Below are 14,905 nucleotides of genomic sequence, written 5' to 3' on the forward strand. Positions count from 1 at the left end.
ATAGCGGTGCGTCAGACAGATTGCTGTCGCGGGGCAAGCCCGCTCCTACAAGGCCTGAATCAGTTTCCACAGCCGGGCATCCTCGAAATCCGCCACCACCAGCTGCGCCCCGGCGGCCTGCAAGGCTTCGGCGGTCTGGCTGGTCGACACCCCCACCGTGAAGATACCCGCCGCGCTGGCAGCGGTCACCCCCGGCACCGAGTCCTCGAACGCCAGGGCATGGGCCGCCCGCGCGCCAAGCCGCTCAAGGCCGGTGAGGTACGGCAGCGGATCAGGCTTGGCCCGCGCCAGTTCTTCAGCCACCAGCACATGGGCGAAACGCCCACCCAGCGCCATGGCGCCGAGCATGTGCTCGGCATTGGCGCGCGGCGCATTGGTGACCACGGCCATGCCGATGCCGTGCTGTTCGGCATGTGCAAGCAGGCGCAGCAGGCCAGCGGTGGGCTGCAGGGTCGGCGACAGGGCACGAAAGCGCGCCTCCTTGAGGTCGGCGAAGGCCTGGTGCTCGGTGAGTGGCCGGTCGGGAAACAGGTAGCGGCACAGGTCGGCGTTGGCCCGACCGCTGACGTGGGCGTCGAATTCGGCTTCGGTCAATGTCCGGCCCTGTTCGCGCAACAGCTGTTGCAGGGCCAGCAGATGGAATCTGTCGGTATCGGTCAGGGTACCGTCGAGGTCGAACAACAGGGCTTCAAGCATGTCGGGGTCCGCTGCAAGGGCCGCCCAGCATAACCCGATCAAGGGGGCTGGTCAGCGGGATACGAAAAGAGTACAAATGTACTCCATGAATACTTTATCGCCCAAACGCAGCGCCATCCTCACGTTCATCCGCGATCGCATCGCCGACCACGGCCAGCCGCCGAGCCTGGCCGATATCGCCACGGCCTTCGGTTTTGCCTCGCGCAGCGTGGCGCGCAAGCACATCCAGGCCTTGAGCGAGGCCGGGTTCATCGAGGTCACGCCCAACCAGGCCCGGGGCATTCGCCTGGCCGGTGCCTTGCGCCGCCCCGAGGTGCTGGAGATCCCGGTATTGGGCCAGGTGGCGGCGGGGCGGCCGATCGGCCCCGATGTCGACATCCACGAACAACTCATGCTCGATGCCCACCTGTTCAGCCGCTCGCCCGACTACCTGCTCAAGGTGCGCGGCGACTCGATGCTCGGCGACGGCATCCTCGACGGCGACCTGGTCGGCATCAAGCAGCAGGCCGAGGCCCGCGACGGGCAGATCATCGTCGCCCGCCTGGAGGGTGAAGTGACCATCAAGCGCTTCGAGAAGGTCAGCGCCCAGCATTACCGCCTGCTGCCACGCAACCCGGCCTATGCGCCGATCGACATTGGCCCGGGCCAGGACTTCGTCATCGAAGGCGTGTTCTGCGGCCTGGTGAGGCGCGGCTGATGGGCGCGGTGGTCAGCCTCGACGGGCTGCTCGACCAGCAACGGGTCTGGAAGGGCCGCCCCCAGGCGCAGCCCCAGGGCCTGCAGCCTACCGGCCATGCGCTGCTGGATGCGGCGCTGCCGAGTGGCGGCTGGCCAGCGGCTGCGCTCACCGAGGTGCTGCTGGCCGCCGAGGGCTGTGGCGAGCTGCACTTGCTCTGGCCGAGCCTGGCGCGCCTGACCGCCGCTGGCGAACGGGTGGTGCTGGTCGCACCGCCCTTTGTGCCCTACGCACCTGCCTGGCAGGCCGCCGGGGTCGACTTGCAGCACATTGCCCTGATCCAGGCGCAACCTGGCGAGGTGCTCTGGGCCGCTGAGCAGTGCCTGCGCTCGGGCAGTTGTGGCGCGGTGCTGTGCTGGCCGCACAAGGCCGACGACCGCGCCTTGCGCCGTTTGCAGGTAGCCGCCGAAAGCGGCCAGACCCTGGCCTTTGCCTTGCGCCCGCTGCAGGCGGCGCTCAATCCGTCGCCGGCGGCGTTGCGCATTGCCGTCGATGCCCGCCCGGCCCAGTGGCGGGTGCTCAAGTGCCGGGGCGGGCTGGCCCCGGCCACGCCCATTGCCTGCCCCGGGCGAGGCTGATGGATCATGCTCTGGGCCTGTATCCTGCTGCCGCAGCTGGCACTCGACGCTGTGCTGCGCGGGCGCGACGACCTCGACACGCCGCTGGTGCTGCTCAGCGGGCCGCCCCAGCGCCGGGTGCTGCAGGCGGTCAATCCGGCCGCCAGCGCCCTGGGCCTGCGTGCCGGCCAGCCGTTGACCACCGCCCAGGCGCTGGCGGGGCATTTCACCTGTGTGGACCACGACCCGGCCGCCATCGAGCCGCTCCAGCAACTGCTTGCCGCCTGGGCCTACCGCTTCAGTTCCCAGGTCAGCGTGCACTACCCGCGGGTGCTGCTGCTTGAGGTCGAATCCAGTCTGGGGCTGTTCGGGCCGTGGCCTGCGTTCGAGGCGCGGCTGCGGGCCGAATTGAGTGCCCTGGGGTTTCGCCACCGTATCGTGCTGGCCAGCAACCCGGTGGCCGCGCGCATGCTTGCTAACTGTCACGATGGCCTGGCGCTGACCTGCGCCGAGCAAACCCGCGCCGCCCTTGAGCAACTGCCCATCGAACGGGTCGGCTTGCCAGCGGAGGCGGCCAGCGCGTTTGCGCGCATGGGCCTGCACCGGCTCGGCCAGGTCATGGCGTTGCCGCGCCAGGCCCTGGCCCGGCGTTTCGCCGCCCCGGTGCAACTGCACCTGGACCGCCTGCTGGGGCTGCGGCCCATGGCCTTGGCGTTCTACCTGCCGCCGGATCGCTTCGATGCCCGGCTTGAACTGAATTTCGATGTGGAGTCGCACCAGGCCTTGCTCTTTCCGATGCGCCGCCTGATCAACGACCTGGCCGCGTTCCTGGCCGGGCGCGACAGTGGCGTACAGCGCTTCTGCCTGCACCTGGAACACGCCGAGGGCCCCGACACCTGCGTAAACGTCGGTCTGCTGGCTACCGAGCGCGATCCGCAGATGCTCTTCGAGCTGGCCCGCGGGCGCCTGGAGCAACTGCAACTGGGCGCGCCGGTGCGCAACCTGCGCCTGCTGGCCGAAGACCTCCCGGCCTTTGTGCCGCAACACCGTGAGCTGTTCGACCCGCGTGCGCAGCAGAACCAGCCCTGGGAGCAGTTGCGCGAACGCCTGCGCGCACGCCTGGGCGATAGCGCGGTGCGCAACCTCGCGGCCCAGGACGATCATCGCCCCGAGTGCGCCTGGCGCCTGGACAGCGCCGCCACGTTGCCACCGGCACCCACGGCGCCGCGTCCGGGCTGGCTGCTGGCTGAGCCCCAGGCCTTGCCGGGGGCCGGCGTGCAGCTGCTGACGGGCGCCGAGCGGATCGAGTCCGGCTGGTGGGATGGCGGTGATATACGCCGCGACTACTACCGGGTGCAGACCCCGACCGGGCTGTATGCCTGGGCCTACCGCAACCTGGGTGAGGACGGTCCGTTGTGGCTGCAGGGCTGGTTTGCATGAGCACGCCACAGGCTTACGCCGAACTGCACTGCCTGTCTAATTTCAGCTTCCAGCGCGGTGCCTCCAGTGCCCGTGAGTTGTTCGAGCGTGCCCGCCAGCACGGCTACCAGGCCCTGGCCATTACCGACGAATGCACCCTGGCGGGTATCGTGCGGGCCTGGCAGGCGGCCAAGGCCGCTGGCCTGGCCCTGATCATCGGCAGCGAAGTGCGCCTGCACCAAGGGCCCAAGCTGGTGTTGCTGGCCGAAAACCTGACCGGCTACCAGCACCTGTGCCGGCTGATCACCCTCGGCCGGCGGCGGGCGAAAAAGGGCGAGTACCAGCTGCTGCGCGAGGATTTCGACAGGCCGCTGGAGGGCCTGCTGGCCCTGTGGGTGCCTGATGGCCACGCGGATGACCTGGCCACCGGGTACTGGTTGCGCGAGCGTTTCGCCGAGCGCCTGTGGCTGGCGGTGGAGCTGCACCGTGGCGCCGACGACGGGCTGCGCCTGCAGCAGTTGCAGGCCCTGGCCGAGGCGTTGCAGGTCCGCGCCGTAGCGGCGGGCGATGTGCACATGCACGCCCGGGGGCGACGCGCCCTGCAGGACAGCATGACGGCCATCCGTCACCACTGCACCGTGGCCGAGGCCGGGCAGCGACTGTTCGCCAACGGGGAGCGCCACCTGCGCCCGCTGGCGCAACTGGCCGAGCTCTACCCACAGGCCTTGCTCGATGAAACCCTGCGCATCGCCGAGCGCTGCCGTTTCGACCTGAGCCAGTTGCGCTACCAGTACCCCCGCGAGCTGGTCCCGGCCGGCCAGACGGCCAGCAGCTGGTTGCAACACCTGTGTGAACAGGGGCAGCGCTGGCGCTGGCCCGGGGGCATCGAAGCGAAGGCGCGCCAGGCGCTGGAGCATGAGCTCGAACTGATCGCCGAGCTGAACTACGAAAGCTATTTCCTGACGGTGCATGACATCGTCCAGTTTGCCCGTGGCCAGGGCATCCTCTGCCAGGGGCGGGGCTCGGCGGCCAACTCGGTGGTGTGTTACGTGCTGGGCATCACCGAGCTGGACCCGATGCGCAGCCATCTGTTGTTCGAGCGTTTTCTGTCGCGCGAGCGGGATGAGCCACCCGACATCGATGTCGATTTCGAGCACGAGCGCCGGGAAGAAGTGCTGCAGTACGTCTTCAACCGCTACGGCCGCCATCGCGCGGCCCTGACGGCCGTGGCCAGCACCTACCATGCCGCCGGTGCGGTACGCGATATCGCCCGGGTGCTGGGCTTGCCGGTGGCGCAGATCAATGCCCTGGCCGACTGCTGCGGACGCTGGAGCGATCGCCTGCCGCCGCCCGAGCAACTGCGCGAAGCCGGTTTCGACCCCGACAGCCTGTTGCTGCGCCGGGTGCTGGCGCTGACCGGCGAACTGATCGGCTTCCCCCGGCACCTGTCCCAGCACCCGGGCGGTTTTGTGATTTCCGAGCAGCCGCTGGACAGCCTGGTACCGGTGGAGAACGCGGCGATGGACGCAAGGACCGTGATCCAGTGGGACAAGGACGACCTCGACCTGGTCGGCCTGCTCAAGGTCGACATTCTCGCCCTGGGCATGCTCACGGCCTTGCGCCGTTGTTTCGACCTGCTGTATCGCCACCGTGGCCGTGAACTGACCCTGGCGACCATCCCCGCGGACTGCGCCGCGACCTATGAAATGATTGGTCGCGCCGACACCGTCGGGGTGTTCCAGATCGAGTCACGGGCGCAGATGGCCATGTTGCCGCGGCTCAAGCCCAAGGACTTCTACGACCTGGTGATCGAGGTGGCTATCGTGCGCCCGGGGCCGATCCAGGGCGACATGGTCCACCCGTATTTGCGCCGGCGCCAGGGCCTGGAGCCGGTGAACTATCCGTCACCGGCACTGCAGCAGGTGTTCGAGCGTACCCTGGGTGTGCCGTTGTTCCAGGAACAGGTCATGGAGCTGGCGATGGTCGCCGGTGGCTACTCGGCGGGCGAGGCCGACCAGCTGCGCCGGGCCATGGCCGCCTGGAAGCGCCACGGCGGCCTTGAGCCGCACCGCGAGCGGCTGATCAGCGGCATGCGTGGCAATGGCTACAGCAGCGAGTTCGCCGAGCGCATCTTCGAGCAGATCAAGGGCTTTGGCAGTTATGGTTTTCCCGAGTCCCATGCCGCGAGCTTCGCCTTGCTGACCTATGCCAGTTGCTGGCTCAAGTGCCATGAGCCGGCGATTTTTGCCTGTGCGCTGATCAACAGCTGGCCGATGGGCTTCTACAGCCCTGACCAGATTCTCCAGGACGCCCGTCGCCACCACATCGAGATCCGTCCGGTGGATGTCTGCCACAGCGACTGGGATTGCAGCCTGGAGCCGGGGGCAGGGCAGGCCCTGGCCCTGCGCCTGGGGTTGCGACAGGTGCGCGGCTTTCGTGAGGCCGATGCCCGGCGCATCGAACAGGCCCGCACCGCGCAGGGTTGGCGGGATGTCGGCGACCTGTGCCTGCGGGCGCAGCTCGATGCCCGGGCCCGAGCGCTGCTGGCCGACGCCGGTGCCTTGCGCGCCCTGGCCAGCGACCGCTACCAGGCCCGCTGGCAGGTGGCGGCGGTGCAGGCGCAGCTGCCGCTGTTCGCGGCGCTGGAACCTGTCGAGGAGCTGGCGGTGGACTTGCCGCAGCCCTCGATCAGCGAAGACATGTTCGCTGACTACGCCAGCGTCGGGACCACCCTGGGGCCGCATCCCCTGACCTTGCTGCGCCGTCGCCTGAATGCGTTGGGCTGTCGCAGTTCAAAGGCGCTGGAGGCCGCCGGGCATGGCGACAAGGTCAGCGTGGCGGGATTGGTCACCGGGCGCCAGCGACCGGGGACCGCCAGCGGCGTGACCTTCGTGACCCTGGAAGATGAGTTTGGCAACGTCAACGTAGTGGTCTGGCGCGACCTGGCCGAGCGCCAGCGGCGGGCCCTGGTGGGGTCGCAGCTGTTGCGGGTGAGCGGAAAGCTCGAGAGTGAAAGCGGGGTACGGCACTTGATCGCACAGCGGCTGGAAGACCTGAGCCCGCTGTTGCAGGGGCTGGACGTACGCAGCCGGGATTTCCGGTAGGCGCGGGCTTGGCCCGCGATAGTGGTGCGTCAGACAGATTGCTATCGCGGGGCAAGCCCGCTCCTACCGGAGGACTCAAACCATTGCCAGGTGCTGCTTGCGCGTTGGCGGCGGGAAGGCGCGGTCGATGGCGCGCAGGTCTTCGCTGCTCAGTACCAGGTGGGCAGCTGCTGCATTCAGGCGTACATGTTCAGGGTCCACCGCTTTGGGAATGGCGATCACGCCGTCCTCGCGGGTCACCCAGGCCAGGCTCACCTGGGCAGGCGTCGCGCCATGGCGCTCGGCAATCTCGGTCAAGGTCGGGTGGTTGAGCAAACGCCCGGCCTGGGCCAGCGGGCAGTAGGCCATGGTTGGCAACTGGCGCTTGTGGCTCCAGGGCAGCAGGTCGAATTCGATGCCGCGCTGGGCCGGGTTGTACAGCACCTGGTTGGCGGCGCAGTGGCTGCTGTGTTCATGCAGTTCGCGCAGGTCGTCGACATCGAAATTCGACACGCCCCAACGGCCGATCTTGCCGGCCTCACGCAGGCGCTCGAACGCCTCGACGGTTTCGTCCAGCGGGTACTGGCCGCGCCAATGCAGCAGGTAAAGGTCGATGTAGTCGGTGCCCAGGCGTTTGAGGCTGCGTTCGCAGGCCGCCGGCACGCCGGTGCGGCTGGCGTTGTGCGGGTAAACCTTGCTGACCAGGAAGACCTGGTCGCGGCGCCCGGCGATGGCGTGTCCTACCACCTGCTCGGCGCCGCCTTCGGCATACATTTCGGCCGTGTCGATCAGCGTCAGGCCCAGCTCGATCCCCTGTTGCAACGCAGTCACTTCGCGGCTGCGCTGGCCCGGGTCTTCGCCCATGTACCAAGTGCCCTGGCCAATGGCAGGCACGTGTTGGTCGGCAAGCTTTACTGTACGCATGTCACCTCCTGGAGTCGGGAATGTTGCTGCAGCACTTCAAGCAGCGCCTGGGCCGCTGCCGAGAGTTTATGGTCAGCCAGCAGGCTGACGCCAATACGGCGTTCGATACTCGGCTCGACCAGCGTAACGCAGCGCGCGCCAAGTTCTTCCATCTGGCCGATGCACAGGGCCGGCACCGCGCTGACGCCCAGGCCATTGGCAACCATGCGGCCGATGGTCGACAGCTGGTGGCTCTCGAAGGCCACCGCCAGCTTGCCGTGTTCGGCGGCCAGGTGCTGCTCCAGCAGCAGGCGCACCGCCGAAGGGCGTTGCAGGGCGATGAAGTCTTCGGCGAGCAATTCGCGCCAGGTCACCTGTTGTTGCCGGGCCAGGGGCGAGTCGGCCGGCACCACGGCGACGAAGCGGTCCAGGTACAGCGGCTTGAATACCAGCGGCTCGCTGGCCTCCGGTTCAAAACCGATGCCCAGCTCGACGCGCCGGTGGCGGACCAGCTCCAGTACCTGTTCGTTGATCACGTCGTGCACGGTGACGTTGACCCGCGGGTAACGTTGGCGAAACACCTTCAGCGCCGCCGGCAGCAGGTTGCCGGCATAGGCGGGCATGGCGGCAATGGCCACCCGCCCCAGTTGCAGGGTAAAGCGCTGGCGCAGCAGTTCTTCGGTGTTGTCCCAGTCGGCCAGCAGCTGTCGGGCCAGGGGCAGCAGCACTTCGCCCTCGGGGGTCAGGCTGACGCTGCGGGTGGTGCGGCTGAGCAGGGCGCCGCCCAGGTTGTCTTCCAGGGCCTTTATGGTCAGGCTCAGGGCCGGCTGCGACAGGTGCAGGTGCTCACCGGCCTGGGCAAAGCTCTGGTACTTGGCAACGGTGACGAAGGCGCGCAGCTGTTTGACGTTCATGGGAGTGGTCTATTCTTTTAAAAAATTTATCAAACGATCATAAAAACAAAATTAACAAATAAGTCTATTGGGGTGAAGATGCGTCAAACGCTTACCGACACCCCTGTCGGTTCAACAACTACAAAAGGCGGATCACCATGGCCGGACTGGACAAGCGCGTAGCAACCTATGAACAGGCCCTTGAAGGCCTGACCGACGACATGACGGTACTGGCCGGTGGTTTTGGCCTGTGCGGCATCCCGGAAAACCTCATCAACGAGATCAAGCGCCGTGGCGTCAAGGGCCTGACCGTGGTCTCCAACAACTGCGGCGTCGACGGCTTTGGCCTGGGCGTGCTGCTCGAAGATCACCAGATCCGCAAGATGGTCGCCTCCTATGTGGGCGAGAACGCCGAGTTCGAGCGCCAGTTGCTCAGTGGCGAGCTGGAAGTCGAGCTGACCCCCCAAGGCACCCTGGCCGAGAAAATGCGCGCCGGCGGCGCCGGTATCCCGGCCTTCTTCACCGCCACCGGCTACGGCACCCCGGTTGCCGACGGCAAGGAAGTGCGCGAATTCAATGGCCGCAAGTACATCCTTGAAGAAGCCATCACCGGTGACTTCGCCATCGTCAAGGGCTGGAAGGCCGACCACTACGGCAACGTGGTGTACCGCAACACCGCGCAGAACTTCAACCCGCTGGCCGCCACCGCCGGCAAGATCACCGTGGTCGAGGTCGAAGAGATCGTCGAGCCGGGTGTCCTGCTGCCCACCGAGATCCACACCCCGGGTATCTACGTCGACCGGGTGATTGTCGGCACCTTCGAGAAGCGTATTGAAAAACGCACCCTCAAAGCCTGACCCATCCCCGAACAGAACAACAAAGAGATCCTGACCATGGCACTTACCCGCGAACAAATGGCCCAGCGCGTCGCCCGCGAACTCAAGGACGGCTACTACGTCAACCTCGGTATCGGTATCCCCACGCTGGTGGCCAACTACGTCCCGGCCGATATGGATGTGATGCTGCAATCGGAAAACGGCCTGCTGGGCATGGGTGAATTCCCCACCGAAGCACAGCTGGACGCCGACATGATCAACGCCGGCAAGCAAACCGTGACCGCCCGCCGTGGCGCGTCGATCTTCAGCTCGGCCGAATCCTTCGCGATGATCCGTGGCGGTCATGTCGACCTCACCGTGCTCGGCGCCTTTGAGGTGGACGTGGAAGGCAACATCGCCTCCTGGATGATCCCGGGCAAGCTGGTCAAGGGCATGGGCGGGGCGATGGACCTGGTGGCCGGTGCCGACAACATCATCGTGACCATGACCCACGCGTCCAAGGATGGCGAGTCCAAGCTGCTGCCACGCTGCAGCCTGCCGCTGACCGGTGCCGGTTGCATCCGCAAGGTGCTGACCGACCTGGCTTACCTTGAGATCGAAGACGGCGCCTTCATCCTGCGCGAAACCGCGCCAGGCGTGACGGTTGAAGAGATCATCGAGAAGACCGCCGGCAAGCTGATCGTGCCGGATGATGTGAAAGAAATGACGTTTTAAGACGTTTACAAGGGCCCCATCGCGGGGCGAGCCCGCTCCTACGGTAGGAGCGGGCTTGCCCCGCGATGGGGCTTTGCTGTTCCAGATAAAACCAATAAAAGGAAAACCCCGTGGCCGCTGATATCCAAGACAGCCGCTCCGCCCGCTTTGCCCTGCGTTGCTCCAACTGGGCCGAACGCTGGTTCCCCGACTCCTGGGTGTTCGCCGCCCTGGCCGTGGTGCTGGTTTCGGTCGCTGCCCTTGCCATGGGCGCCAAGCCCACCGACACCGCCAAGGCCTTCGGCGACGGTTTCTGGAGCCTGATTCCCTTCACCATGCTGTAGGCTGCAATACCGTAATAAGGCTGATAGGCTATTCCCACTAGCCTTGTATCGGTCACGCATATGAAACGCCACGCCATCAGTTACATACGCTTCTCCAGTGCACCACAGGCCAAAGGTTCCAGCCGGTACAGGCAGACAGCTATGGTGCAAACGTGGCTCGACAAGCACCCCAACTATGTTCTAGCAGACCTGAGCTTTGAAGACTTGGGCAAGTCTGGCTGGAAAGGACATCACATCGAGGGGGGCATGGGGGAGCTACTAGCTGCTGTTGAAGCAGGGTTCATCCGATCCGGTGATTGCGTTCTTGTCGAAGCCCTCGACCGTGCGGGACGGCTTGAAACAATGGAAATGCTATCCAAGGTGATAAGCCCTATCCTGCAGGCCGGGGTCACGCTGGTGACGCTGGACGATGGCACGGAGTATACGAAAGCCAGCCTCAATGGTGGGCACATCTTCCTGTTGGTTGCGAAAATTCAAGCGGCAAACCAGTTCTCCGAAAACCTGAGCCGACGTGTGAGAGCTTCGTACGAAAAGCGTGAACAGGAAGCCAAGGCCGGGAAAGTCCCAAAGCGCCGTACACCTTTGTGGCTCAACTCCGAGGGGCAGCTTGTTGAACACATCGCCCCGCATATCATGACTGCATTCGAGCTGTACGCTGATGGATTTGGCGAACGCACGATACTGCGAAAGCTCCAGGCTACCGGCGTCGAAGAATTCAAAGACCTTTACGGCTCCACGCTCAAGCGTTGGCTGATAAATCCAATTGCAATAGGCAAGTGGAAAGACATTCCCAAGGTGTATCCCGCTGTGGTGAGTGATGAACTGTTTTATAGGGTTCAGCAGAAGATCAGCTCCAATCGCACCACACGACCATCCAGCCCAACCAAGCATCACCTTACCGGCATTGTGAAATGTGCTCATTGCGGGCGAAATTTCAACTATCACGTATTCAAGGATCAACCCACTGTGCTCCAGTGCTCCAATCGCTTCATGAGCACGGCGGACAAGTGCGAGAACTCCAAAAGCATCCCGCTGGGAGTGCTCAATAGAATTGTCTTGATCACGAGCGTGGGTGCAGATATGGAGATTGCTCAGGCCAAAAAGCTGTCAGTGAATCAGAAGCGAATCATCGTGATTGATGGTGAATTGGAAACCCTGGCTGTAAGGCTTGCAGGTCTTGCACAGGCCATTTCTCAAGTAGGGCCGATGACCGAACTGCTGGAGCAGATAACGGCGTTGAAAACGGAGCAGGAGAAGTTACAAGCGGAACATGCCCTGCTAACGGCAGGCGAAATACCGTTGACCTATCCTGACTTCATTGAGCACGTAAAACGGGAAGACCCTGACAAGATGCTCTGGAACAAAGACCTCCAGCTTATTGGCTACACCATCACCTGCGACAAGAGCGGGAAGCTCGTAACCTCGCACGGCAATGACAGGGTATTCCAATACACTGGGTACATCAGGAAGACTAAAAATTATTCATTCACAATCGAAGGGAAAGAGAAGGTGTACATGATTCCTGTCCAGCAGCCAACCATCACCATCCCGAAGAAGATTGTGATTCCGAAGGCAGTGATGGAAGGGATGAAGAGGCGATGAGCTGTACACACCGATGCTATGCACAGAAAAGCAAAAGCTATAATTCATGTTGATGTTATTTGTTATGGGCGTCCGACTGGAGAAATCAGGGATGCTGCTGACGCAGTAAAGCATTATATGGTTCACCGGAATCTTGTCAAGAGAAACTCTTGCTTTTTCCGAAAAAAGAGTATAGGTGCCTTAAATTTCGCACACCGAAAACCACAGCAACGCCCAAGTAACACAAGGCTCCCAGCCTGTTCTGTCCGTGTAACTACCTAGCGTCAGCGCCACTAAAAATCATCTACCCACAACCCTATGTTCTATATAGTAGGCCCGTCCCTGAGGCGTGAGTTCATACACAGGCCCACTATCCGTGCCGTATACCTGAATCATCTTCCTATCTTTCAGGATGTCGATAGCCGCGTGGGCCTCAACCCAGCCGACACCGAGTGAGGTCCCGACATGCATTAGCAGAGGGTTGATACCACTGTCTATTAGCAATGCAATGGAGTTGAGGGCATTGAAGGCTGAAATCGGAAGCGGCTCTTCAAGCGCTTTCCGTGGATTGGAAAGATCCTCAATTTGCTGCTCTAGCTCTTTACAGCGGAACTGAGACTTTTCGAGACTGAGTTTCAAACGGTCGCTGTAGTCATACATCTTGGCCAGTTCCCGGCTCTGGAGCCACGTGAGCAGATACGCCAAGGAGCCTAGGACCACTACGGGCAGCAGAATGATCCAGGCGCTGAGTGACACCGATGTAGCTAGAAACTCCGAAGTGAACGAAAAGGCACGGGATAGCCATGCAGGGAACTCACCATGCTCTACAGCATAAACAATCAAAGCTGTGGCGGCAGCACCTAGGGCTAGCTTCGGCCAACTGAAAACCTGTTTCCATGTGAGCTTCACGTACATAGAGTCCCTGGTCCAAAGCCATAGCGTACCAGAGCTAGGCGGAGGATTGACGGAGCCCTGTCACGTTCGCACGCAGGGTGGTAGCGATGCTATATTGCCGCCACGCTCAAAGGACTGTTGTGCCATGAAAAGACGAATTTTAGCTGTAGCCCTCTCCGCATTCTCCGTCGCAGCAATTGCAGAACCCGGCAGAGTGACAAATGGACAAGACCTGCTAACCGCCTGCAAGGACTTCATAGACAATCCATCAGGCCCGCTCGCTGAGCAATTCAATATGGGGTACTGTGCGGGCATGATCCCTGCCGTAGGCAATTCATTCATACTCTACAAAGCGATCAACCCAGAAAAGCCGGTGGTCTGCATACCTGAACAGCAGTTCACGCAAGGGCAGGCTATCAGGGTTGTGATCAAGTATCTTGAAGATCATCCCGAGTCTTTGCACAAGAGTCCGATGGAGCTCACAAGCCTTGCCTACCTACAAGCCTATCCCTGTAAAGGTAGCTCCTAGAGCGGGACACTTATAGACGATTTTCCAGTCACCGAAATTTTTCAGGATGCACTTCGAGAGTGGATTGGAATTCCAGTTGAAAAAATAATATAGCGACTTGCCCGTGCTTCTTAGCAGGGCGTGAGAGGGGAAAATAGAAACCGTTTATTCCTCGAAATAACCTGTGGTGCTCAGGCATCGTAGCCACCAACGAAAACGCCTCACCACAGCCCCAGAAAGAGCCATAGCAAGGCGATTGATTACTTTGTATGAGTGGGTATTGGTTGCTAGATGGCGCCCCCAATCGAAGGTCTGGTCACGCTGCTTTGTTCCAATGGCGCTTGGTGGTGGCCAAGCTGATACCAAGCTTCTCAGCAGTTTGGCTCTGGCTCAAACCATCCGCCTTACACTCCTGCACATCCTTGGTAGTCCCTACCGCCTCGGGGCGCCCTAGCTTCTTGCCTTCGGATTTTGCACGGTTGATGCCTGCATGGGTGCGTTCGATCAACAGGTCACGCTCAAACTCAGCTACGGCACTCAGCACTTGCATGGTCATCTTGCCTGCTGCACTCGTGAGGTCTACGCCCCCCAGGGCGAGGCAGTGAACACGGATACCAGCGTTAGACAGAGATTCGACAGTGGTGCGGACATCCATTGCATTCCGTCCAAGGCGGTCAAGCTTGGTGACAATCAACACATCACTCTTCTCCATCCGCTCTAGCAGCTTCTGAAAGCCGGGGCGCTCGCTAGCCTGTGTGCTGCCACTGATTGTCTCAGCAATCACCCGATGATCCTGCACATCGAATCCAGCCGACCGGATTTCAAGCAACTGGTTGTCAGTGGTTTGGTCACTGGTGGAAACACGGGCGTAAACGAAGGTGCGAGACATGGTTGGCTTCCTGCTGTGCTCATCAAGTGTGGTGTCATTTTATCAGCGGTGTCACCAAATAGAAAGCACATTTTATGACACCAATTTTAGGCAGTTTCTGCTGGTATCGTCTAACGGACGATTGTTGGCACCAAGCCAAGTGCACCAATGACTTGAATGCGGAACTCAAACCGTTCCGATGAGATAAGTGGAGAAACCATTGACAACCCCCTCTATTGGTGAGTTTGAAATGGATTTCTCACCGTTTTCTTTCAGAAACTGAAAATTGGCTATGGAGAACCGCCTTTGCTACACAACCGAGTGAGTGAAGCCACGTAGAATCAGGGCTGTAGAGGTGCTGCAAGGTTTCCCATTTGAAAGATGACCCGGAAACCTGACGTTTTCAGCAGGTTGTTCGAGAGTTTCTGAGGGTTTCACAGGCGCTTTCTTTAAAAGACTTCGCGTCGCAAAATGGCCTATCTAAAATCGCAAGGAAAAGGCAAAGGGATGAACGGGTGGCAAAGGCTTTGGGTGGTGATCTGCCTAGTTATGGCAATTCTCATCGGTTGGTACGCACAGGTGGTCATGCCCACCGAGGAAAGAACCACGTATTACCATCAGACAACAATGGATCAGTTGACCCGCTATCTAAAGGAAGCTACGGAATCGTCGTATTCAAATGACTACATCACTGGCTTGAAAAAAGACATTCAAAAAGAAAACGAGGATTATGCAAAAGCACTGGCGGCGCTCCCTAGCGAACGAACGGAGACTATGACTACAGCGCTGGGTATTTGGCTTGGACTGAGCGTAGGGCTCTACATTGCTGGCTGGTTGATCGGCTGGATTTACCGGGGCTTTCGCCCCAGGCAGCAATGATTGAGTGCTTTGCAC

The 14,905-nt window shown here is 61.8% G+C and carries 14 protein-coding genes and 1 pseudogene; 10 read left to right on the forward strand and 5 right to left on the reverse strand.

All coding sequences use genetic code 11. The features are described from left to right. Nucleotides 1-45 precede the first annotated feature (45 nt). Nucleotides 46-696: an HAD family hydrolase gene (locus U9R80_RS11540; RefSeq protein WP_301840507.1), complete on the reverse strand. Its 651-nt coding sequence runs from the start codon at nt 694-696 to the stop codon at nt 46-48. Nucleotides 697-772: 76 nt separating this feature from the next. On the opposite strand from U9R80_RS11540, the gene lexA reads away from it, so the two are divergent. The 4 genes from lexA to U9R80_RS11560 are packed head-to-tail and all read left to right on the forward strand — an operon-like array spanning nt 773 to nt 6,512. Then, complete coding sequence (gene lexA / locus U9R80_RS11545) at nt 773-1,393, forward strand: transcriptional repressor LexA (protein ID WP_301840508.1); 621 nt, start codon at nt 773-775, stop codon at nt 1,391-1,393. Beyond that, nucleotides 1,393-2,010: a translesion DNA synthesis-associated protein ImuA gene (gene imuA / locus U9R80_RS11550; RefSeq protein ID WP_301840509.1), complete on the forward strand. Its 618-nt coding sequence runs from the start codon at nt 1,393-1,395 to the stop codon at nt 2,008-2,010. The genes lexA and imuA overlap by 1 nt, the downstream gene beginning before the upstream one ends. Nucleotides 2,011-2,016: 6 nt before the next feature. Further along, complete coding sequence (locus tag U9R80_RS11555; protein WP_301840510.1) at nt 2,017-3,429, forward strand: Y-family DNA polymerase; 1,413 nt, start codon at nt 2,017-2,019, stop codon at nt 3,427-3,429. Then, on the forward strand, nt 3,405-6,512 hold the full coding sequence (locus U9R80_RS11560; protein ID WP_301840511.1) for an error-prone DNA polymerase: 3,108 nt from the start codon (nt 3,405-3,407) through the stop codon (nt 6,510-6,512). Before U9R80_RS11555 ends, U9R80_RS11560 begins: the two co-directional genes overlap by 25 nt. Nucleotides 6,513-6,587: 75 nt before the next feature. Here U9R80_RS11560 and U9R80_RS11565 read toward each other — a convergent pair whose 3' ends face one another. Together U9R80_RS11565 and U9R80_RS11570 are read right to left on the reverse strand one after the other, a co-directional pair. Next, complete coding sequence (locus U9R80_RS11565; protein WP_301840512.1) at nt 6,588-7,415, reverse strand: aldo/keto reductase; 828 nt, start codon at nt 7,413-7,415, stop codon at nt 6,588-6,590. Further along, complete coding sequence (locus U9R80_RS11570) at nt 7,403-8,308, reverse strand: LysR family transcriptional regulator (protein WP_301840513.1); 906 nt, start codon at nt 8,306-8,308, stop codon at nt 7,403-7,405. The genes U9R80_RS11565 and U9R80_RS11570 overlap by 13 nt, the downstream gene beginning before the upstream one ends. Before the next feature lie 137 nt (nt 8,309-8,445). Here U9R80_RS11570 and U9R80_RS11575 point away from each other — a divergent pair, with 137 nt between their 5' ends. From U9R80_RS11575 to U9R80_RS11590, 4 genes and pseudogenes are all read left to right on the forward strand, one after another. Further along, nucleotides 8,446-9,144, forward strand: a complete 699-nt coding sequence (locus tag U9R80_RS11575) for a CoA transferase subunit A (RefSeq protein ID WP_301840514.1) — start codon at nt 8,446-8,448, stop codon at nt 9,142-9,144. Between the two features lie 36 nt (nt 9,145-9,180). After that, entirely contained in the window at nt 9,181-9,837 is a 657-nt protein-coding gene (locus U9R80_RS11580) for a CoA transferase subunit B (RefSeq protein ID WP_274114310.1), read from the forward strand. A gap of 110 nt (nt 9,838-9,947) precedes the next feature. Further along, nucleotides 9,948-10,154 (forward strand): annotated as a pseudogene (locus U9R80_RS11585) (TIGR00366 family protein); the annotation flags it as partial. A gap of 66 nt (nt 10,155-10,220) precedes the next feature. Continuing rightward, nucleotides 10,221-11,762: a recombinase family protein gene (locus U9R80_RS11590; RefSeq protein WP_301840515.1), complete on the forward strand. Its 1,542-nt coding sequence runs from the start codon at nt 10,221-10,223 to the stop codon at nt 11,760-11,762. A 279-nt stretch (nt 11,763-12,041) separates the two neighbouring features. Here the strand turns inward: U9R80_RS11590 and U9R80_RS11595 are convergent, their stop codons facing one another. After that, nucleotides 12,042-12,656, reverse strand: coding sequence for a hypothetical protein (locus U9R80_RS11595; protein WP_301840516.1), 615 nt, complete (start codon nt 12,654-12,656; stop codon nt 12,042-12,044). 124 nt (nt 12,657-12,780) lie between these two features. Here U9R80_RS11595 and U9R80_RS11600 point away from each other — a divergent pair, with 124 nt between their 5' ends. After that, the gene (locus tag U9R80_RS11600; protein ID WP_301840517.1) at nt 12,781-13,164 is read left to right on the forward strand and encodes a Rap1a/Tai family immunity protein; all 384 of its coding nucleotides are present in this window, start codon (nt 12,781-12,783) and stop codon (nt 13,162-13,164) included. A 295-nt stretch (nt 13,165-13,459) separates the two neighbouring features. Here the strand turns inward: U9R80_RS11600 and U9R80_RS11605 are convergent, their stop codons facing one another. Continuing rightward, nucleotides 13,460-14,032 carry a recombinase family protein gene (locus U9R80_RS11605; RefSeq protein WP_301840518.1) on the reverse strand — a complete coding sequence of 191 codons (573 nt, stop codon included), beginning with the start codon at nt 14,030-14,032 and terminating at the stop codon, nt 13,460-13,462. Nucleotides 14,033-14,482: 450 nt separating this feature from the next. Between U9R80_RS11605 and U9R80_RS11610 the strand changes: the two genes are divergently transcribed. Then, nucleotides 14,483-14,890, forward strand: a complete 408-nt coding sequence (locus U9R80_RS11610) for a hypothetical protein (RefSeq protein ID WP_301840519.1) — start codon at nt 14,483-14,485, stop codon at nt 14,888-14,890. The last annotated feature ends 15 nt before the right edge of the window (nt 14,891-14,905 follow it).

The organism is Pseudomonas sp. JQ170C (genome assembly GCF_035581345.1).
Lineage (GTDB): Bacteria > Pseudomonadota > Gammaproteobacteria > Pseudomonadales > Pseudomonadaceae > Aquipseudomonas.